Genomic DNA, 22,340 nt, shown 5'->3' with positions numbered 1-22,340 from the left:
GGAGCGAAGCTCCTCTTTTTTAGACCCATTTTTGACGTGCTTTAGTTAAGTCAAAATTTAATGTGTTCGACACTTGCTGAAGATTGAATTTTTCTTTATCTTCAGGGAGTTGAATTAAAATAGGCAAGGCTGATACCCCATTGTCGCCATTGACAAAAGCATAGTGACGCTCAGTCTGATTAATTGAAATCAAACTTTCAAACTCAAGGTACACCGTCGTTTCATCATGTTTTTTGGGCACTTTCACGAGATCTAAATATGCAATTCGTCGATTATTAATTCCAGCCAATTTAAGCGCTTCAAGCTCCGATTTTAACTTTTCAGTTTTATCAAACATTTTTTGAAAGAATCCTTTGTTTGATTGGCTTTCGAGTTCTCTTTTTTTCTGGTTGAAAGCAATTTGATTGACTTTATGTTGGTCTAGAGCATCGGCAATAATCGTTTTGACTTGCTCAATCGCTGCTTGAGATTTGCTATGACTTGCCGCATAAGACTCCGCATCTAAACTCACAAAAATGGTATGTCGTCTTTTTTCCATCAATTTTAAATAGGATAAAATTTTATATTCGAAAATTTGAGCTTGAGTATTGAATGCGATAATGGGTTCACTCGAAAAGTCTTTATAAAAACTCGCAATATCAGAGAACAGACGATGCATACTGATAAAACAATAATCAAACTCATCAGGGTGACGAATTGAATGACGCAGTGCATATTGAAAAGGTTGCAAGATCTCAAGAGTTAAAGCTTTTTCGAAATCTAAAAGGCGCTCGTTAATGACTTGTTCGACTGAAAATCCAGAAGCATCGAGCGGTTTTTTGAGTAACGGTAATAACAGATCAAAATTGACGTTATGAAATTTTTCCATCAGATCCAAAATAGGAGTCGTGATCTGTCGTTGAATCGTAATAATTCGGCTGACTTGCCATTTAAATTGTTCTAAATAACTTGGATCATTTAAGCGTTTCTTATCCAACACCACGCCATTTAGGTAAACTCGATCTTCAAGACCTAGCTTTTCTTCCATTAAAAAGCGGCGAATAGAATATGGGTTCTGTCTAAAGTCATGAATAGTCGCGACCAGATATAAATACTGACTGCTTTCAATGACATCAAAATCACGAATTTTTTGTTCTTGAATAATAAAGTCTTGGAATAATGGATGGCTAATTTGCTTCAGTTGTCTTGGGAGAATGGTTTTGAACCAATAGCCTAAAATTTGATGTTTAATATGGACTTCAAGAATAAAAGTACGAATTTCTTCAGCCGTTAAATGTCGGCAATTATCAGGAACATTTAAGTCGAGTGTTTTGATGATATTTGCAGCATCATATAAAAAAGTTTTACGTAGCAGTTGTTTGTCTCTAAGAAAACTTTGATCTTCTTCTGTTTCAATACGATCAATTTGATTTTGGACAGTTTCTAAATAATCGGCGATTTTAATTACGTCTTGATAAGATTTCAGCGTTTCTAAAGTGGCTGCAATTTTTTCAGCCAAAGTGCGCATTTTCGGTGAGATTAAATGACTGCTTAAATCCTGAAGACCAACAATGCCCTTAAACGTGAATGATTGTTGATGTTGATCCCAGTAAATATTCTTCGCAGTCAGGAATTGTTCCTGTATCAGACCTTGTATTGGTGCGGGAACACTATTAAAAATATTTTTTAAACGCGTTTGCCAATGAACATCTAGATTAGGGTCAATTTGAAATAATTTTGAGCGAAGATCATAAGGAATGTAATTATGCATGTTTGTACCGTTTATACGATGAGCGTATGTAAAATCATTTGTTATAAAGTTGTGTTTTGATTATTGTATATTTAATAAAATTAATTGGATACAAGAAAAAAGTGCAATTTAAAATGAAATAAAACCAACTGGCCTTTTTTTTGTTATTTTATCTTTACAAAGTGTCCAACCTTGCTTGTTCTTCGCAGTTTGGGAGACTAGCATACACCCTTAAACTATTCATTCATTAGGATTTCACGATTCAATGACAAGCCTTGCGCACCAAGCGACAGAGAATCGTTCTGTAGCAGAATTTACAGAACAAGCTTACCTAAACTATGCGATGTACGTGATTATGGATCGTGCATTGCCTCATATTAGTGACGGATTAAAACCTGTACAACGCCGTATCGTATATGCGATGAGCGAGCTTGGTCTAAAGCATAGTGGTAAACCCAAAAAATCAGCACGTACAGTTGGTGATGTTTTAGGTAAATATCATCCGCATGGTGATTTTGCTTGTTATGAAGCAATGGTCTTAATGGCACAGCCATTTAGTTATCGTTATCCATTTATTGAAGGGCAGGGCAACTGGGGATCACCAGATGATCCAAAGTCGTTTGCTGCAATGCGATATACCGAGGCCAAACTATCACAATATAGTGAAGTCCTGCTCTCTGAGTTAGGTCAAGGAACTGTCGACTGGCAAGATAACTTTGATGGTTCATTAAAAGAGCCTGTAAATTTACCAGCACGCGTACCGAATATTCTTTTAAATGGTACGACGGGAATTGCGGTGGGAATGGCAACAGATATTCCACCACACAATTTACGGGAAGTTGTTAAGGGTACAATTGCACTGATTCGTAACCCGAACTTGTCAGATGAAAAAGTTGCTGAATATATTCCTGGTCCAGACTTACCGACTCAAGCAGAAATTATTACACCTGCTGATGAATTACTGAAATTACAAAGCACTGGACGTGGCAGTTATCGCATGCGTGCGGTATATTCGGTTGAAAAAAATGAAATTGTCATCAGTGAATTACCATATCAGGTTTCTGGCTCTAAAATTATCAGCCAAATTGCTGATCAAATGCAGGCAAAAAAATTACCGTTGGTAAGTGATGTACGAGATGAATCAGATCATCAATGTCCAACACGTTTGGTAATTGTCTTGCGTTCAAATCGTATCGATGCAGATGCGGTCATGAGCCATTTATTTGCTACGACCGATCTCGAGTCGAGCTACCGCGTCAATATGAATATGATTGGTGCTGATGGTCGTCCACAAGTAAAATCTATCCGTCGTATTTTGTTGGAATGGATTGAAATTCGTAAAACGACTGTGACGAGACGTTTGCAATACCATTTGAATAAAATTGAAAAACGTCTACATATTCTGGCTGGGCTTTTAATTGCGTATTTAGATATTGATACGGTAATTCGCATTATTCGTGAGGAAGATCATCCGAAAGAAGTCTTAATGTCACATTTCGGTATTGATGAAATTCAAGCCGAAGCCATTCTAGAGCTTAAATTACGTCATTTGGCGCGTCTCGAAGAAATGGAGATTCGCCGTGAACAAGAAGAGCTTGAAGCTCGAGCAGCCGTGATTCGAGAGCAATTGGCGAATCCTGAATCTTTAAAAAATCTGATCATTTCAGAATTAAAAGAAGATGCGAAAAAGTTTGGTGATGATCGTCGATCTCCTATTGTTCAGCGTGAAGAAGCGACCGCGATTAGTGAACAAGATTTGATGCCAGCTGATCCTGTCACTGTCATTTTATCGGAAGCGGGTTGGATTCGTTGTGCGAAAGGACATGAGATCGATCTAGATAAAGTCAATTTCCGTGCAGGAGATCAATATTTAAGTCATGCACAAGGTAAATCTAATCAAAAAGTGTATGTATTAGATCAATCTGGTCGAAGTTACGCATTACCAATTACAGGATTACCTTCAGCGCGCGGCTTAGGTGAACCATTAAGCTCGAAATTATCGCCAGCAAATGGAGTAAATTTCCAACAAATTCTGATTGCTGAAGATGAGGTGGAAATATTAGTGATCAGCTCCAAAGGATATGGTTTTAAAACACAAGCGAAACAATTGGACACCAATGCTAAAGCGGGTAAAGCGTTTTTAACGCTTACAGATGATGCAAGCGCAATGCCATTGCAACAAATTGATGGTACACATATCGCTGTACTCAGCAGTTCTGGACGATTATTACTGACAGAGCTGACAGAATTACCAATGCTCAATAAAGGAAAAGGTAATAAATTGATGCAGTTGGATGCAAAGGAACGCATTGTGTCTATGACAACACTTAACTTGGATGATGTGCTTCAGGTCGTTGCTGGACAACAACAATTGAAATTAAAAGGTGATGATCTGCTGAAATACATCGGTAAACGTGCTTCAAAAGGGCAGGTATTACCACGAGGTTATCAAAAAGCAAATAAACTCTTCATTCAAAGATAAAGCTAGCATCTAGTCGACAAAATACGTTATATATGAAATGTATTTATGGCTATGGATGCTTTATTGAGCAATAAATTAAATAAGATGCTCAATACATTATCGAAAATAAGAGTTTAAAACCAAGTATTACTAATTGGAGAATATGGCATTATGGAAAAGATTTGGTTTGCTGAATACCAAAAAACTGGAATTCCACAAACAGTAGAATTACCACCAGAAAATACCTCTCTTGTTGATATTTTTGAGAGAAACTTCCAGAAATTTGGTTCGCGTGATGCTTTTATCTTTATGGATAAAACATTAACGTTCAATGAACTTGATACGGCGAGCCGTCAATTTGCAGCCTATCTTCAAAGCCTTGGTTTAGCAAAAGGTTCTCGCGTAGCGGTCATGATGCCAAACGTACTGCAATATCCAGTGGTAGCACTTGGTGTATTCCGTGCGGGCTTAGTTCTTGTAAACGTGAACCCACTTTACACAGCTCGTGAACTTGAGCATCAACTGAATGACTCAGGCACTGAAGCGCTTGTGATTATTGAAAACTTCGCTTCTGTTTATCAATCAATTCTTGGTAAAACGCCAGTTAAGCATGTGATCGTGGCGACAGTAGGTGATATGTTAGGTACCTTAAAAGGTACACTCGTGAATTTTGTTTTACGTAAAGTGCGTAAGCAAATTCCAGCTTGGAGTATCCCAGGACATGTGAAATTCACGACTGCGATGTCTAAAGGCAGTTCTGCAAATTATAAGCGCCCAGCAACAACGTTGAGCGACACTGCTGTATTGCAATATACAGGTGGTACAACAGGCGTATCAAAAGGTGCGGAATTAACACATCGCAACCTTGTTGCAAACTTAATGCAAGCAGATGGTATTTTCCAATCTAAATTTGGTGCTCAAGATGGTGCGAGCGACGATCGCATTTTCTGTGCATTACCGCTATATCATATCTTTGCATTCATGGTTTGTGCACTTTATGGTATGTACAAGGGTCAAGCAAACGTACTGATTCCTAACCCTCGTGATCTCCCTGCAGTCATTAAAGAGCTACGCAAATATCAGCCTGGTTTCTTCCCAGCAGTGAATACTTTATTCAACGCACTCGTTCATAATGAAGAATTCAAACAACTTGACCATAGCAAATTAAAAATGGCGATGGGTGGTGGTATGGCTGTATTGCCTTCAACTGCTGCAGCTTGGAAAAAAATCACAGGTACAAATATTATTGAAGGCTATGGTCTTTCTGAAACTTCACCTATTGCAACGGCAAACCCACCGGCATCTGAAGAGTTTAGCGGTACGATTGGTATCCCATTACCTTTAACGGATGTCGCTGTATTGGATGACGATGGCAATGAAGTTCCACAAGGTGAGCAAGGTGAGATTTCAATCCGTGGTCCTCAAGTCATGAAAGGCTATTGGAACCGTCCAGATGAAACAGCTAAGGTGATGACCGCAGATGGTTTCTTCCGTACTGGTGATATCGGTATCATGGATGCTCGTGGTTACTTCAAGATTGTTGATCGTAAGAAAGATATGATCTTGGTATCGGGCTTTAACGTATACCCATCTGAAATCGAGGAAGTGATTGCAACGCATCCTAAAGTACTTGAGGTTGCAGCGATTGGTGTAGCTGATGAAAAATCTGGTGAAGTGCCTAAGCTGTTTGTTGTGAAGAAAGATCCATCACTAACAACAGAAGAAGTATTAGCTTTTGCGAAAGAAAACTTAACAGGATATAAGCGTCCTCGTTATGTTGAATTCATGGATGAGTTGCCAAAATCGAATGTCGGTAAAATCCTTCGTAAAGATTTACGCAAATAATTCAAATAAAAAAAGCGCCGTAAGGCGCTTTTTTTATTTTATTCTTTCATTAGCCAACGGTCGATATAAGGTCGCGCTGTTGCAATAATAAATGTGAATGTCAGCATTGTACCTAAATGACGCCCTACAGCAGAACTCGGTAACTGTCCTGAATAACTGAAGTAAATATCAACTAAGCTATATACAGAAATAATGCTCAGCCAGATCCATTTATTCGCTCGTTTAATCCCGACTGCGATAAAGGCGATGATGAGAACCAGCAATGTGCCGAGAGTCGATTGCCAATTCATATTGGCACAAATTACGCTGATCAAGAAAGCCATAATCGGAAGAACGATATAAAGCACACGATCGACACGTTTTTGATGTTGCTTTTGTAACTCGAGAACATCAAATAACTTTTTTTGGTCAGAATTGGTCATGCCATTACTCAGAATTTTAATAAACAAAATAATTTAACTAAAATTATCGCACAAACATCATGCTAAGATAAAACCAGCTTAAATCATTGGACTGAAATCCATGCACGGTATTGAAGGTGTTATTTACCTTATTTTAATTGCTTGTTTACTCCCTTATTTATTTACAGTCATTGCTAAAATTGCAGGTGGTTTCAAAGGGCAGGATAATCAAAATCCGCGTGAATTCATGTCTAAAACCACAGGCTTAGCGGCTCGAGCGAATGCAGCTCAGCAAAATAGCTTTGAAAGTTTGCCATTATTTATTGCGGCAGTTTTGATGGCTGAGTATATGGTTGTTCAACAACAATTAGTGATTTTATTAGGTTCGGCGTATATCGTCTTACGAATCATCTATGGGATTTGTTATTTATGTAATTGGGCAACCCTTAGATCAATTGTTTGGTTCTTATCAATGCTTTGTCCGATCTTATTGCTTTTATTAATTATTCGATTGCTCTAAGAAAAACAGACTAACACCATACCTAAAATACATCTTCAGCTTGTATAATCGAATGATGATTGCTGAATAAAGCGTTATAATCAACCCCATTTTAATGAACACTGACAGTAAAGAGTTTGCTATGAGCTACAGTAATATCCCTGCAGGTAAAGATGCACCAAACGATATCTATGTAATTATCGAAATCCCTGCAAATGCAGCACCAATTAAATATGAAATTGATAAAGATTCAGATGCACTTTTCGTAGATCGTTTCATGGGTACTGCAATGTTCTACCCAGCAAACTACGGTTATGTACCAAATACATTATCTCTTGATGGCGATCCATTAGACGTATTAGTTGTTACTCCACATCCTGTAGAACCAGGTTCGGTTATCCGTTGCCGTCCAGTGGGTAAATTAAATATGGAAGATGATGGTGGTGTTGATGCGAAACTTGTCGCTGTACCACACGATAAATTAACGCCAATCTATAAAGATGTTCAAGAATATACTGACCTTCCTCCTTTATTGATTAGTCAAATTGAACATTTCTTCCAACACTACAAAGACTTAGAGCCAGGTAAGTGGGTCAAGTTAAGTGGTTGGGAAGGTGCAGATGTTGCTAAACAAGAAGTGTTAAGCTCAATTGCTGCTTATGCTGAAGCAAACAAATAATTTGCCGGATGTATAAATAAAGCTACAAACTTTGATCTTGTAGCTTTTATAAAAAACCTGCACTTTGTGCAGGTTTTTTTTATTGATCTTTTTAGTTGAAAATTAGAATAATTTCACGGGAATGTCTAACCAAATACGCCATTCGTTGGTGTCGCCGATATAAGCACTTTGATATTCATCACTTGCACGGTAGTAAGAGTGACGAACACGTAAGCTTGCATCTTTAGCAAAACCAGATTGGACTGTATATTTCACTTGATTAAAGAATTCACGTTCCTGTGCATCATTTGTTAGCAATACTGAGCGGTCAGTACCCCCTGCAGATACATCAATATCCCATCCATAAACAAATGCCGAAGTCCATGACAGGCCAGGAACATTTAATGCACCAAAATCATAGGTATATTGTAGCTGTAGGGATTTTTCATCATTACCAATAAAATCAGATAAATACGAGTTAGGCATATAAATCGTTTGATGGCCATCACCAACACCTTTGCCCAAACCATAGTCATAACCTGTATTACCTGTATTTTGTTGGTAAGCAAGCATTACATTGTGTGGGCCAGTATTGTAAGTTGTTGAAATTGCCCAAATATTATTGCTTAAGTTATTGAAATCATTTGAAGTATGAGAATAAGTATATGCCGTATTATTTGGTGTAGCATCCCATTCAGTACGATATGCACTGAAATCGTGAGTCAACTTACCTTTAGCCACGGCATAACTATAGTTGGCATTCACATAGTGACGTTCTAAACGATCTTTAATGTCTGTACCATAATAAGACGCATTGAGAGCATCACCAAAGTTATATTTAGCGCCCCAAACAACCGCGCGATCTAATTCATTTCCATCGGTATTGATTTGACTAGAACGTTGGTTTTCAGTAAATTTACCAGCAACCAAAGTCAAATTATCGATTTCATTACTTTGGATTAACAAGCCAGTGTAATATTCAGGTACCAAACGAGCTGTATTACTTGCAAGAACAGGTAAATCTAAAATCTGAGTCCCATAAGTAGCTGTGGTGTTCGACATACGAGCTTTGATGAAAGCACCACCTCTTGCCCAATGATCATAAGCATGACCATTATTATCGACTGGAATCATGTCGTTACCGGTATGGGCATTATCACCTAATTTGAAAGACCCATCACCAATAACACCAACACCGAAACCAACGATACCTTTCGTAAAACCAGACTCAATTTTAACCATGGCTGTTTGAGCTGCTGAGCTGGTATCTTCGACACCGTTCTTTTTATCACGATGCAAGAAACCTGTACGGAATAATACTGATCCTTCAGCATCTTCTACGAATCCCTTTGATTCACTTTGCTCACTCGCAAATGCAGTAGAAATTAAAGCAGTTTGAATAAGAACTGCTAAGCTTAGTTTTTGGAATTTTTGCATTGGGAGAGAGCCTCATACAAAATGATTATGGTTAAATGTTTAGTATTTGTATACGTAATGTATAACAAAATTGGCTCTATTATTCACAATTTCGCACCTAAAGTCATAAGCAAAAAGTATATAAATTGAACTAAGTTGTGAATTATTAAAGATTAAAAGTATTATAAAATTAAATTTAACTATTAATAACATATATTTATTTTTAACCTAATATTCTTTTTTTTATTTAATTTAGTCAATCTGGCACGTTTTTTTTTGTAACATCAGAAGTAAATAAGGATGAATAAAGGATTTTAAATAAGAATGATATTTATTCAGTTCATTTTCATTTAATTTTAATGTGGTTAAGACATCATTTTCTTTTAGTGTTGCACTAATTTGATACTCCAACTGTAAAGTTGATTAAAAAATAGCCTTAGAATGAGGCAAGTTGTAAATGAATGTGTGACCTAAAAAGATATGTCTTTAACTCAGGTAAATCGTCAAAAAAAATTTCTTTGAATATTTTTAAAAATAAGAAATTTAAACAAATATAATAATAAAATCATTAATTTAAATTATTTTATCTCGTTATTTTAATTCCTTTGTATCTAGACACCTTTAACTTTGGCATAGCTATTGCTAATTCACATATGAGTTCAACAAATAAACCGAAAAAGCATCTAATCATGATGTGGGGGGAACATAAATATGAAATTAGCAATTCAAGCATTGGGTCTAGCAGTTGTAGCATCTGCATCAACATTTACTTTTGCTGAGGCATCAACTTCACCGCATTCTGTATCGGGTAATATCAGTGTTTTATCAAGTTATATATTGCGTGGTAATACGGCAGCTCCTGAAAATACTGAAGCTACATTACAAGGTGGATTAGACTATAGCCATAGTTCTGGATTGTACGCAGGGTGGTGGACATCTACGTTAGGTACAGATGCTTACGGTACTACCAATCCAATGGAAAATAACTTCTATGCGGGCTATAACGGCTCAATCAATGAAGATACAGGTTTTACTGTAGGTACAACTTATTACTACTATTATGACGTTGAAACGTCAGTTTATGATGGCTTTGAATTATTACTCGGTCTGAATTACAAAGATGTTGGAGTAACTGCTCAAACTTTGTTGGAAGATACAGGTTGGGGGAACGCTGGAGACACATATTTAAAAGCTACATATAGTTATCCTCTACCAAATGATTTTAGTTTGGATACAGCTTTGGGTTTATATGTTTATGAAAAAGACGGTAAGTATGTTGCAGAAACACCAGAGTCAGAAAGTTTTAATTTCCGTCACTTTGATATTGGTCTAAGTAAAGCTTTAGGGGAAACAGGTGTCACAGCAAGCATGAATTATATTATTGGTGGTGATGATCGTTATGGAAACAATTTAAAGAATAAAATGGTACTAGCATTAGGTTATAGTTTCTAAACTCAATTCAATAAAAAAAAGCGACTCAACTGAGTCGCTTTTTTTATTCCTGTTTACGATAAGAGAGTGCTTCAGTTAAGTGAGCTGTTTGTATGTGTTCAGAACACGCTAAGTCAGCAATTGTACGAGCGACACGTAAGATTCGGTGGTAAGAACGTGCTGATAAATTCAAACGTTGTTGGGCCATAGCGATAATCTTTTTTGCAGAATCATCTAGTTGAGCCACTTGATCAAGCTGTTGAGAGCTTAGATTTTGATTTGTCACACCTTGTCGTTGAATTTGCAACTCATAGGCCTGAATCACCCGTTTTCTGACGGTTTCAGAATTCTCCATCGGTGTAGTGCTTTGCATGTCTTGAGGAGGTAAAGGTGGCACATCAATATGTAAGTCAATCCGATCTAGTAAAGGGCCAGAAATTCGATTTTGATAGCGCTTAATTGATTCAGGTGAACATTGACAACGACTGTCTTGATTGAAGGCATATCCACATGGACATGGATTCATTGCAGCGACAAATTGAAAATTAGCCGGGAAAGTAATTTGTCTTGATGCTCTGGAAATGACGATTTCTTTCGACTCAAGAGGCTGCCTCAATACTTCTAAGACTTTTCGGTCAAACTCAGGTAATTCATCGAGAAAAAGTACACCTAAATGGGCTAAGGTGATCTCACCTGGTCGAGGGTGTGATCCACTGTCATTTACAATAATAGAAGCTAGTGGCATTATATAAATTCAGCTAGTTGCATGTCGTTTTGTACAGAAATAAAAGCTAGTTTTTACAATAATAAGGGCTAGTAGATTACAAAACTACAATAATAGGGGCTAGTAGATTACTCTTGAGGTCTGATATGAAAAGAATAAGTGATGAATATAGTCCCGTTAGAAAAGCCCAAACCGTTTACGGAAGTATTTCGGGGAATTACTCTTTTAGGGGAGAAAAAACGATTTGGTTTGAATCCACTTTGGAGCGTGATTTTCTTTTTAAGCAAGAATATAACAGTAATGTTATTGATGTGGTTGAACAGCCTATTTCTATTCCTTATATAACTGAATTAGGAAATGAATCGGTATATACCCCTGATTATTTGGTGCAATTTTCAAGTGCAATTTATAATGATATTGATTTCTTTCCTGCACCATTATTGATTGAAATTAAGCCTAGAAAAAAATTAAAGGAAGATTGGAATACCCTTAGACCAAAATTTAGGGCAGCTTATGCTTTAGCTTCTGAAAAGGCATGGAAATTCAAAATTATTGATGAGTCTCGTTTGTATGATCAATATTGGGAAAATATCAATTTTTTAAAAAGATTCAGACGTTCTCATGTTGATGAGGTAGATCAGAGAGTATTAATTGAAACTTTATTAAAACTAGGCTTTTCAACAGTTAATCAATTGCCTGCTTATATTTTTAAAGATGAAAAAAATGTATTAAAGGCTATTCGCCAAATATGGGTTTTAATTTCAAAAAATATACTTGCTTGCGATCTATATAACCCTTTTACTACTGAAACTGTTATTTGGGTAAATGATGGCTCTAAAGCACAAGGAGTTATTTAAATGATACAGGATGATTCAGTAAAGATTGATAGAAAACGCCTAGTTATTAAACCAAATGCAATTGTTGGTTATAAAGGTAATAAATATAAAATTATCAATATTTTAAATGCAAAAGATGTCGTGATTGCAAATTTGGAATCTGCTCGAAGTTTACAAGTGAACATAAGGGAATTATCTGTTTTAAGTGAAGATAATTCTAAGCTTAACCAAGGTGAGGATATTTCTGCTGAGTCATGGCAAATCGCTTTAGATCATTATGAAATTATTAGGGAACTCATTGACTATTCCACAGTTGAGGCGGTTAAGAAGACTGCAAGTGAACATAATCTTCATGTAAATACTATTTGGAAATGGCTTAAAGCTTACCGAGAAAACAAGTCTATCTTAGCTTTAGTCCCAAAAAAACGTGGTTGGACAACAGAAAAAACAAGGTTGTCGCCTGAATTAAATCATATTATTCAACAAGCGATCCATACTAAGTATTTAACAAGTTTAAAGCCAAGTGTTGCCAAAACAATTTTGGAAGTGAAGCTTGAGTGCTTCAAAAGAAAAATTGAACCACCTCATGACAATACGATTCGCTATAGAATTGAAGCCCTTAATGGCTATGAAGTGACTAAGGCAAGATACGGAAAAAAGGCTGCTAAAGATAAGTATGAAGCATCAGCAGGGACTTTTCCGAATGCAGACTATCCTTTGGCGTATGTGCAGATTGATCACACTCCTTTAGATATAGAAATCGTTGATGAACAATACCGTGAAACAATAGGCAAGGCATATTTGACATTAGCAATTGATGTTTTTAGTAGAATGATTGTTGGTTATTACCTTTCTTTAGAAGCTCCAAGTGCAACATCGGTAGCAATGTGTATTTCATCAGCCATTATTTCAAAGAAAAGAAAACTGCTTGAGTTAGATGTGGATGGTGAGTGGGATATCGAAGGTATTATGGATTCAGTCCATTCTGATAATGGTTCTGATTTTAGAACAAACCATCTGCATAAAGCATGTCTAAAGTACGATATTAATTGGGAGTATCGACCTATTGGTGGTGCAAAATATGGTGGGCATATTGAGCGTTTACTTGGAATCGTAAATCTTGAAATGCATGTTTTAGATGGAACGACTAAATCTAATATTTTTGAAAAAGGAACTTATGATTCCGCTAAGAATGCTTGTTTAACACTTCGTGAATTAGAACATTACATCGTCTATTGGATTGTAAATGTTTATCATAAAAGCAAGCATTCAATACTTGAAATTCCGCCACAACAAATGTGGGAAGAGGGTATTTGGGGAACAAAATTTAAAGTTGGTACTGGTTTAAAAGAAAGGGTTGCGGATGAAGCAACACTATTTTTGGATTTCGCCCCTGAATTTGAATCAACCATTCAAAGAACGGGCGTAAAAAAAGATAAACTTTTTTATTTTGCTGATTGTTTAAGACCTTGGATCAATGCGATTGATCCAACTGACGATGAGAAAAAGCGTAAAAGAAAGTTTATTTTTAAAAGAGATCCTCGTGATATTTCAATGATTTGGTTTTATGAACCGAATACAAATACATATTTTAAAGTACCTACAGCCAAACGTGAAATTCCATCAATCGGATTGCATGAATATAGACAAGTCCAAGCATATCTTAAGAGTGAGCGATTAGATACAGTTGATCAAGATGCTATTTACAGAGCAATTATTTATCTCCGTGAAAAAGTAGATCAAGCCGTGACTTTAACTAAAAAGCAACGCCGAATGAATCAAAGAAAAAAAGAGAATGGTAAGATAGTTGCTGCACTACACCATGAAAATAAAAATAATTCAGTTATCCATACAAATGTAGATGCTCCAAAGTCACAAAATAGTTTATGGGATCAAAATTTAACTGCTTTTGACGATTTGAGGTAAGACCATGAAACAATATGATTACCTTGCTGAGCATGTCCTTGACACTATGATTCTTAGTGATGCTGAAAGAATTAATATTCTTTATGAGGATCGGTGGATTGGTTATCAGAAAGCAATTGCAGTTTTGAATACACTGACTGATATTTTGAAACGACCTAGAAAATTAAGACCAGAATGTCTTTTAATTGTTGGTGATTCAAATATGGGAAAAACTAAGATTATTCATGAGTTTGCAAAAGAATACTATACTAAGAGAGTTGATGATATGGACATGCAGCTTATGTCATTGACTAAACCAGTCATTCCTATTCAAGCCCCTGCTAGGGCAAATGTAAAAGATTTATATATTAATATCTTAGATCATTTTTTTGTCCCTTTTCGTGTCACTGATCCTGAAAGCAAATTAAGGTATCAAGCAACCCATCTACTGCGTAAATATGAAACCAAAATGTTAATTATTGATGAGTTGCATAATTGTTTAAGTGGGAGTGCTAGGCAACGGCAAGAAGTGATGAATACACTTAAAACGCTAAGCAATGAACTTAGTATGAATATCATTGGTGTTGGTACTCGTGATGCATCTCTTATTCTTCATACGGATACTCAGTATGCCAGTCGCTTTGAAATTATAGATTTGCCTTTATGGAAATTGGATGCGGATTTTTTAAGACTTCTTTTAAGTTATGTTCGCTTACTTCCCCTAAAAAAATTATCAAACTTGGCATCACAAGAAATTGCGACCTTACTCTATGAAATTTCAGGTGGTAATTTTGGTGATTTAAATCGTTTATTGGTGGAATGTGCAAAAGAAGCAATATTGACTGGTAAAGAAGAAATTACCCTCGAAATTGTTAAAAAATTCAAGTGGCTTAAACCAACAGAGGGTGCTCGTAATATTCGCACTATTCAGCTTAATTCTATTTAGTATTATTGAGGGTGTAATATGCCTAATTATGCTCAAAATTGGTTTATACATACCCCCATTGAACAAGGTGAAGTATTATCATCATGGCTCATTCGTTCAGCCTTAGACATGGGATGTTCCCCTTTAACACTTATAGAAGCATTGTGGGGTAGATGGAGAGCATTAACGATTGATCTTGATCGAGGTATGACGGAAGATCGGCTTGAATTATTATTTGTACATTCTTTTGATGATAAACAAAAAATTTTGAAAACAATGCTAACTAATGTGGCTCCCTATCTAGTTAAGAGTTCAAATAGTGGATGGGTTTTAAGTTTAGGTCAGCGTAGTAGATCAAATTTTTCAGGTCGGCAGGTGTGTACTCAATGTTTTGAAAGTGATGGTAGATCAGCTTATTTACGGTTAATGTGGCGAATGGGGTGGCATTGTTGTTGTGAAAAACATCAAATAAATTTAATTGATCATTGTCCGAATTGCGGTGTAGTCATTCAGCCATTTAAAATAGATTTAGAGCATGGATCATTAGCAGTATGTTTCTCATGCCATTTTAATTTGACTTTATATCAGCCACAACCTAGCAATATTCAAATTTTAGATTTTCAAAAAAATGCAGATAACGTTTTAAAACAAGGCTCAGGTTTATATAATAATCAAAATATTTCAGCTACCGAATGGTTTGCGATTGCTCGTGCATGGATAAGTGAAATCAGATTACTTGTAGATACAGATAATATTCAACTTATTGAAATGTTTAAGAGCTTTGGTATAAATTTAAATACCATAACTCCTTTCACACCAATTGCTTTCGAATATTTAAATACAAACGAACGTATAATTTTGCTTTCCATCTTGAATGAAATTATGAAAATCCCATGTGAGTTGATTATTGACCGCTCTTATGAGTACGGGATTAGTAGTGCAAATTTTTGGGATAAGCGTAAAAAACTACCGATTCAACTTCAACAAATGAAATCAGCAATGATCAAGCCTATAAGAGTATATGCTTTACAACGTGTGAGTTCTCATAATGGAAAACCAAAAGCAAAAAAAACCGTGCAACGTAAGTGGCTTAATTTGTTAAGAAAATCAAGAAAGAAACGGAGTCATAAGCTTGGCGGAGATTAATATTGAGCAGTTATGTAATGGGTGTGAAAAATCAGTTACCCAACTAAAAAAAAGATATAAAGGGAAAAAATATTGCTCAACTTGTTATGCTCGAATTTTTAAAAAATGTCTTTGCCCAAAATGTGGGTTATCTGCTCGATTACCTAAAAATGATGATCAAGCGATCTGTAATGAATGTATTAAAAAACAACCTTGTATAAGATGCAATCAAGTTAACAGACCGATAGGAACGCTTACAGAGTATGGGGTCGTTTGTAATAGTTGTTCTGTTTATTTTAGAGAGGTTGAACGATGTGAGCGATGCAATGTTCAATCGCAAAAATTAACGAAAATATCACGCTTTAATGATGACCTCAGAGTTTGTCCGAAATGTTCAACAAGGGATTATGAAACATGTCCTTCATGTCATAAATATCGCTTGTTAGAGTTAGATGAAAAAGGAAATAAAGTTTGTAAAAAATGTATAACTCAACCGAATAAACCTTGTATTGAATGTAAAACGATGATCTCAGCAGGATGCGGTGATCTATGTGATGATTGCTACTGGATTAAAAATCTATGGTCAAAGTTCCATCAAAATATTTATTTGTTCGAGTCATCTTTTTTAAAAAAACAATATGAAAACTACGTGCTTTGGTTGGTCGATTTAGTTGGAGCACATCAAGCAGCTTTGTATTTGAATAAACATACTCATTTTTTTATTAAAACAGAAATGTTATGGGAGAGTAATATTCCTGATGCAGACCAATTATTGTTGACTTTACGGACGAGTGGACTTAGAAAGTTTGAATTAGTAACACAGTGGCTCGATCAAATGCATGGGGTAAAAATCTCAACTATAAATAAAAATGAATGTTCTGAGATAGATCAAGCCAATAAGTTGATTGATCAGTTACCGCAGCCCTCATTGGCTTTTGATGTTGTATTTGCTTATAAGCAAAAGCTCGATGAAAAAATGCATCAAGGAAAAACATCTGCTCGATCTGTAAGGCTTGCAATGAAGCCTGCTGTTGCATTGATGTTATCTATTCAGGATAAGCAATTACTGCCAGATTTGGCAAAAGTAAAAGCTTATTTAAATGAGTATTCAGGTCAGGCTGCTGCATTAACAGGGTTTATTAATTTCTTAAACGATCAATATGATACGGATATTGATTATATTTCCTTAAAGCATTCTAACTTCATAAAAGAAGCAAGTAAGCGGAAATTGGAAAAAGAATTGATCTCGATGCTCAGCCCAAATACTGATTTCAATGTCATGGTATGGGTGAAAAATGGCTTACAACTATTCCATGAGATGAGTTATCAGGATTCATTGAAGATCAAGTTGGAAATGATCGTTGAAATAAAAGATGGCTATAATGTTTTGTACAATAACCAAAATTATTGGTTGCCTAAGAACATTGATCCATCTTTTAAAAAGTAAGTCTAAAGTTTCAATACTTCGATATATAATTTAGTTTAATATTTTGATAATTCATTAATTAAGAGAAAAAAATGGGCTTAAAGGATTTGCTTGGTCTGAAAGAAAGTGATGAAAAAAAACTACGTGAAGGATTAGCACAACTTAGGGCTTTAAATGATCATTTATCATCCATGTATTCTTTGAGGTCTGACTTAAGAGATTTAACAGATAATCGGCATACTGTTAGTTCACTTTTACAAGGTGAATTAGATAAGATTAAAGCTCACCAACAAAGTTTAATTAATAAAACGAATGAGTTATCTCAACTAAAAGCCAAATTAGATGAGTCTCTAATTGCTATTGAAAAAATTCAATCTGTTTTAGCTAATGATGAAAATGGTAGTTCTATTTATTCTCGTATATTAGAAGTAACCAATGAAGATAATCTAGATATTTTGGAAGTTGAGTCCGAAAAAATTCACACAGCTTATAGTCAATTATTTGATCGAAATGGTGAGGATACTTCTAAAGTTGATCGAGTAAATTATGTAATTGATAAAATTTTAGATCAATATGACAAATTGTTTGATGAACTAAATGATAATGGTGAAACGAAAGTTAAAGAATACGAAAGAAAAATTAATGAGTTAGTTGCATACTATGACGATTTATTTATTTCTGATGATCCTGATAATAAAAGTAAAAATGAGCAGATAAATTTTCAGTTATCGAGAGTCCAAAATTTTTATGACAAAATTTATGGTAATGAAGAAAAAAACATTACTGCATTAAGTGAAGATTTGGATAAAAGGTTAGAAAATTTAAAAAATGTTGAGGAGCGAGCAAAATCAGTTATTGGATTATCAAGTGAAGCAGGGCTTGCAGGTGGTTTTGTTGTAAAAGGACAAGAAGCCAAAAAAGGACAATTCATCAGTATTATTGTATTTGTATTAGTTGTATTAGCAATTTTTGGATTTAATTTTTATTTGTTTGATAAATCAGATTTTTTGAATATGAAGTGGGATACATTCTTATTCAAATTATTGATCAACGCACCTTTGATTTGGATTGCAACAATTGCGAATATAAATTTAAATCGTTTTTCTAAATTAGAGCAAGAATATTCTCATAAAGAAGCATTGGCTAAATCTTATGAACGGTACAAAACAGAAATTCAAGAGCTTGAAAAGTTAGGAGTTACTGGTTCAGAGGAGCTTAAATTAAAACTTTTAGAAATCAATCTTGAAGCATTTAAAGTTAACCCTGCGGAACATTCTGATAAAGCTAAGCCTGATTTCTCTATATGGGATTTGATTCAGAAGAAAAAAGATGAGAAACCTAGTGAGTAATTGAAGCTCAGGTACATTTTTCTCAATGTATTGGGTAAGCAGAAGTAGAATTCAGTTATTCTGAAATTTACAATTCAAACTGTTAAACTATTTACTTACCAAGATTTTATCCGAATAACTTGTATGTATCAGAACTTACAACATAGCTTTGAAAATAGCGTAATTCTCGTTGTAGAAGATGATTATGATATTGGTGACATTCTTGAAAAATACATAAAAAATGAAAACATGAAGGTCATCCGTGCATTGGATGGACAACAAGCTTTAGAGTGCTTAAAAGCCAACTCTATAGACCTGATTCTCCTTGATATTAAATTACCCAAACTAAATGGCTGGGAAATTCTACAAATCATCCGTCAAACAAGTCATTTACCTGTCATTATGCTGACTGCCTTAGATGATCAAGTGAATAAGATCATGGGGCTAAAAATGGGTGCTGATGATTTTATTATTAAACCATTTAACCCAAATGAAGTGATTGCGCGAATACAAGCCGTACTTAGACGAAGTACAAGCCAAAATACGGAAATAACTAATATTATTCGTTATAAAAATATTGAAATTAATCCAGATCATCATCAAGTTTACATTTCAAATGGTCAAAGAAATCAGCTGCTCAACCTTACGTTAACTGAGTATAAGATACTGGTTTTGATGGCAAAAACACCAAATAAAGTCTTTACACGCAATGAATTGATCCAAAACTGTATGCCTGAAAGTGATGCTTTAGATCGCACTGTAGATAGCCATATCAGCAAATTACGCAAAAAACTTGAAGAAAATTATGTAAATGGTTTATTAATCAATGTCCGTGGCGTGGGGTATCGCTTAGATCAAAATCATGAAATTTAACTTTTTTAAAAATTCAGTTGGAATTAACTTCCAGTTTATTATCATGATGAGCCTACTCAATTTAGGCATTACGCTGTTATCTTTCATGATTGGCTATTTTGTTTATAGCTGGGCGATAAAAATAGGTTTTCTAAATACGCAAGTTATTAATTCAAATGAATTTTCAGTTACCTATGTTGACTTTATCTGGCTGTTTTTAGTGCTATTAACAGGCTTTTTTCTTTCTACTATCCTCGCCTTTAAATATGGAAAACGCTATACACAGCCAATTAGTGATTTAGCAGATGTTATTCAACAAATTCAACAAGGTAATTTAGCACTCAGAATTAAACAGCCACATCATGATATTCCACATGAAATCAAGTCCCTTATTGAGAACTTCAATGAAATGGCAAACCAACTTGAAGTATCAGTTAAGAATTCAACTGTTTGGAATGCTGCAATTGCACATGAATTACGAACACCTGTGACAATATTACAAGGTCGCTTGCAAGGTATTGTCGATGGTATATTTATTGCCGATCAAGCTTTACACCTAAGCTTATTGAACCAAGTCGAAGGCTTATCTTACCTTGTGGAAGATTTACGGACACTGACACTTATTGAAAATAAACAATTACGTTTAGAACTAGAAAAGACCAATTTAAAAGATAGTATTGAAAAATGTCTGCAGATGTTTAATGAACGGTTTCAGGTTAAAGGTTTAACTATTATTTTAAATTTGACGGATAAATTGGTTTGCGTTGATATAAGAAGGATGGAACAAGTCTTTATTGCATTATTTTCTAATTTTCTAAGATATTCGAATGCTGGACAAATCAATATTACAACGATGGCCACAGCAGAACATTGGCTATTAATGTTTGAAGATGAAGGTCCTGGTATTGATGAATCGCATCTTGCACATCTGTTCAAGCCATTCTATCGTCTGGAAGACTCTAGATCACGTCTAGATGGCGGTACTGGATTAGGCTTGGCAGTGATTGATGCAATTATTGAAGCACACCAAGGTCATATTTATTATTCTAAATCCAAAAACTTAGGTGGCAGCTGTTTTACTATTCAACTAAATCGTATAAATCGTAAGACATCAACTCATTTATAATGTGTTAAGTTCAGATCAATACGGCTTCATTTAAACCATAAATTTAAGATAAATTGATGTCTGAACTTAACCATTCTGTTTGATGATCCTCAAATAAATTTCATTACAATGAATTCTCATCTCGATATTTCGCTAGCATAAAAAATACCACAATGGAGAGTATGCCGATGATAATCCCTGCTGTTAATAATAAATTAACATGAGCTGAACTGAAGGCAATTTTACCTGCGTTAATCAATGCTGTACCTTGTTCAACGGGTAACTGGCTCGCCACTAAATAGGTATCACCAATCGATAGTCTGGCTTTTTCTGCTAAAACAGCAGTTAAATCTGACGGCACTTGAAGATGACTGCCAAATATATAGGCCATGAAAACACCAAATAAAGTAATACCTAGTCCTGTACCCAGTTCATAACCTGTACTTTCAAGTGAACCTGCCGCACCGCCCTTTTCTGCAGGTACTGAGCCCATGATCGCAATGGATGAAGCTGTTAAACCGATACTTAGAGTGAGTCCAATTGAAGCTAAAATAAAGGGAACAATAATTCCCGGATGATGAAAATCTGAATAACTCAAACTGATCAACGCAATTGCTGCCAATATTAATGAAAATGTTGCAACTAGACGCAGTCCGAATTTATTAGATAAAAATCCAGCAATAGGCCCACCAATAGCAGCAGCAACCATAATCGGAACCATAAAAAGACCAGCTTGTAGTGGTGTTAAACGAATGACATATTGCAGCTCCATCGCTAAGGTTAATTCCACACCTGCCAAAGCGCCTGCAGCAACCATTGCCATAATAATGCCTGCTAAAATAGCAGGGCGTGAAAATAGTGAAAGATCTAGCATCGGTTGAGGAGAATTCAGCTGTTTGCGTACAAATATGGTTAATAATCCAATAGAAAAAATGACTAAAGGAAGGACAATTAACAACGACTGTTTACCGCCTAAGCCTGCTTTGAGCGCATATACAAATGAAACCAAACCGAAAATTAGCAATAGCGCCTGACCAAATGCCCAATGTCCAGAGGTTACAGCTTCATTTTTGGATAATAAGAAATAGCACATTGGGGCGACAACTAACATGATTGGGACATTAATGAGGAAAACTGAACCCCACCAGAAATATTCTAACAATCCACCACCAATGAGCGGTCCAATGGCGGCACCGGCTGATCCGATTGTGCCCCAAATACCCAGCGCAATGGCACGTTCGCGACTGTCTTCGAAGGTTCTGCGAATAATACCCAATACACAGGGCATAATCATGGCACCGCCTAATGCTAATAAAGCACGTGCGGCAATCAGCATAGAAGCCGTTTGGGAAAATGCCGCAAGGACTGAGGCAATTCCAAATATAACCAAGCCAATCAGCAGAATCTTACGATTGCCGACACGATCAGCCAAAGTTCCCATCGGAACTAAAAGTCCAGCCATAAGTAATGGATAAATATCAATAATCCATAAGACTTGGTTGCTTGAGGCACTCAATGATTGGGTTAATGATGGAACCGCAACATGCAGTACAGTCATATCAATCACAATCGGCAGAAATGCAAGCACGACAGCGAGCAATATCCACCAGCGTTTCGGATCAAGATTCGTAGCTTTCATGATCAAACCTATATTGATGGTTTATTAAATCAATT

General features: G+C 35.6%; 17 protein-coding genes and 1 pseudogene. 13 read left to right on the top strand and 5 right to left on the bottom strand.

Annotated features, from left to right (window positions below; all coding sequences use genetic code 11):
• Positions 1-19 precede the first annotated feature (19 nt).
• Complete coding sequence (locus FTV17_RS08415) at positions 20-1,750, bottom strand: hypothetical protein (protein ID WP_179998905.1); 1,731 nt, start codon at positions 1,748-1,750, stop codon at positions 20-22.
• A gap of 244 nt (positions 1,751-1,994) precedes the next feature.
• On the opposite strand from FTV17_RS08415, the gene parC reads away from it, so the two are divergent.
• Together parC and FTV17_RS08405 are read left to right on the top strand one after the other, a co-directional pair.
• Positions 1,995-4,211 (top strand): DNA topoisomerase IV subunit A, encoded by a 2,217-nt coding sequence (parC, locus tag FTV17_RS08410; protein ID WP_179998904.1) that lies wholly within the window; start codon positions 1,995-1,997, stop codon positions 4,209-4,211.
• Between the two features lie 150 nt (positions 4,212-4,361).
• Complete coding sequence (locus FTV17_RS08405) at positions 4,362-6,035, top strand: long-chain-fatty-acid--CoA ligase (RefSeq protein WP_179998903.1); 1,674 nt, start codon at positions 4,362-4,364, stop codon at positions 6,033-6,035.
• 38 nt (positions 6,036-6,073) lie between these two features.
• On the opposite strand, the gene FTV17_RS08400 is transcribed toward FTV17_RS08405, so the two are convergent.
• Positions 6,074-6,457, bottom strand: coding sequence for a hypothetical protein (locus FTV17_RS08400; protein WP_035268065.1), 384 nt, complete (start codon positions 6,455-6,457; stop codon positions 6,074-6,076).
• Positions 6,458-6,557: 100 nt separating this feature from the next.
• Here FTV17_RS08400 and FTV17_RS08395 point away from each other — a divergent pair, with 100 nt between their 5' ends.
• Positions 6,558-6,956, top strand: coding sequence for an MAPEG family protein (locus FTV17_RS08395; RefSeq protein ID WP_035268067.1), 399 nt, complete (start codon positions 6,558-6,560; stop codon positions 6,954-6,956).
• 121 nt (positions 6,957-7,077) lie between these two features.
• Positions 7,078-7,614, top strand: a complete 537-nt coding sequence (gene ppa / locus FTV17_RS08390) for an inorganic diphosphatase (protein WP_005233448.1) — start codon at positions 7,078-7,080, stop codon at positions 7,612-7,614.
• Between the two features lie 102 nt (positions 7,615-7,716).
• On the opposite strand, the gene FTV17_RS08385 is transcribed toward ppa, so the two are convergent.
• A complete protein-coding gene (locus FTV17_RS08385; RefSeq protein ID WP_179998902.1) occupies positions 7,717-9,030 on the bottom strand; it encodes an OprD family outer membrane porin in 1,314 nt (437 codons plus the stop codon).
• Positions 9,031-9,720: 690 nt separating this feature from the next.
• Here FTV17_RS08385 and FTV17_RS08380 point away from each other — a divergent pair.
• The gene (locus FTV17_RS08380) at positions 9,721-10,461 is read left to right on the top strand and encodes a TorF family putative porin (RefSeq protein ID WP_179998901.1); all 741 of its coding nucleotides are present in this window, start codon (positions 9,721-9,723) and stop codon (positions 10,459-10,461) included.
• A 43-nt stretch (positions 10,462-10,504) separates the two neighbouring features.
• On the opposite strand, the pseudogene FTV17_RS08375 reads toward FTV17_RS08380, so the two are convergent.
• Positions 10,505-11,155 (bottom strand): annotated as a pseudogene (locus FTV17_RS08375) (ATP-binding protein); the annotation flags it as partial.
• Positions 11,156-11,310: 155 nt separating this feature from the next.
• On the opposite strand from FTV17_RS08375, the gene FTV17_RS08370 reads away from it, so the two are divergent.
• From FTV17_RS08370 to adeS, 8 genes are all read left to right on the top strand, one after another.
• The gene (locus tag FTV17_RS08370) at positions 11,311-12,021 is read left to right on the top strand and encodes a TnsA endonuclease N-terminal domain-containing protein (RefSeq protein ID WP_038346575.1); all 711 of its coding nucleotides are present in this window, start codon (positions 11,311-11,313) and stop codon (positions 12,019-12,021) included.
• On the top strand, positions 12,022-13,926 hold the full coding sequence (locus FTV17_RS08365) for a Mu transposase C-terminal domain-containing protein (RefSeq protein WP_107008552.1): 1,905 nt from the start codon (positions 12,022-12,024) through the stop codon (positions 13,924-13,926).
• 4 nt (positions 13,927-13,930) lie between these two features.
• Entirely contained in the window at positions 13,931-14,851 is a 921-nt protein-coding gene (locus FTV17_RS08360) for a TniB family NTP-binding protein (RefSeq protein ID WP_020752720.1), read from the top strand.
• Positions 14,852-14,869: 18 nt separating this feature from the next.
• On the top strand, positions 14,870-15,976 hold the full coding sequence (locus tag FTV17_RS08355; RefSeq protein ID WP_020752721.1) for a TniQ family protein: 1,107 nt from the start codon (positions 14,870-14,872) through the stop codon (positions 15,974-15,976).
• The gene (locus FTV17_RS08350; protein WP_020752722.1) at positions 15,963-17,402 is read left to right on the top strand and encodes a hypothetical protein; all 1,440 of its coding nucleotides are present in this window, start codon (positions 15,963-15,965) and stop codon (positions 17,400-17,402) included. The genes FTV17_RS08355 and FTV17_RS08350 overlap by 14 nt, the downstream gene beginning before the upstream one ends.
• A gap of 71 nt (positions 17,403-17,473) precedes the next feature.
• The gene (locus FTV17_RS08345; RefSeq protein WP_020752723.1) at positions 17,474-18,730 is read left to right on the top strand and encodes a hypothetical protein; all 1,257 of its coding nucleotides are present in this window, start codon (positions 17,474-17,476) and stop codon (positions 18,728-18,730) included.
• Between the two features lie 123 nt (positions 18,731-18,853).
• Positions 18,854-19,582, top strand: a complete 729-nt coding sequence (gene adeR, locus FTV17_RS08340) for an efflux system response regulator transcription factor AdeR (protein WP_020752724.1) — start codon at positions 18,854-18,856, stop codon at positions 19,580-19,582.
• A complete protein-coding gene (gene adeS / locus FTV17_RS08335; protein WP_107008550.1) occupies positions 19,572-20,687 on the top strand; it encodes a two-component sensor histidine kinase AdeS in 1,116 nt (371 codons plus the stop codon). The genes adeR and adeS overlap by 11 nt, the downstream gene beginning before the upstream one ends.
• Before the next feature lie 103 nt (positions 20,688-20,790).
• Here the strand turns inward: adeS and FTV17_RS08330 are convergent, their stop codons facing one another.
• Entirely contained in the window at positions 20,791-22,305 is a 1,515-nt protein-coding gene (locus tag FTV17_RS08330; RefSeq protein ID WP_020752726.1) for an MFS transporter, read from the bottom strand.
• Positions 22,306-22,340 lie beyond the last annotated feature (35 nt).

It is taken from the genome of Acinetobacter sp. YH12239 (genome assembly GCF_013417635.1).
GTDB lineage: Bacteria > Pseudomonadota > Gammaproteobacteria > Pseudomonadales > Moraxellaceae > Acinetobacter.
The sequence above is the reverse complement of the archived record's forward strand: the minus strand, read 5'-3'. Positions and strand labels throughout refer to the sequence as shown.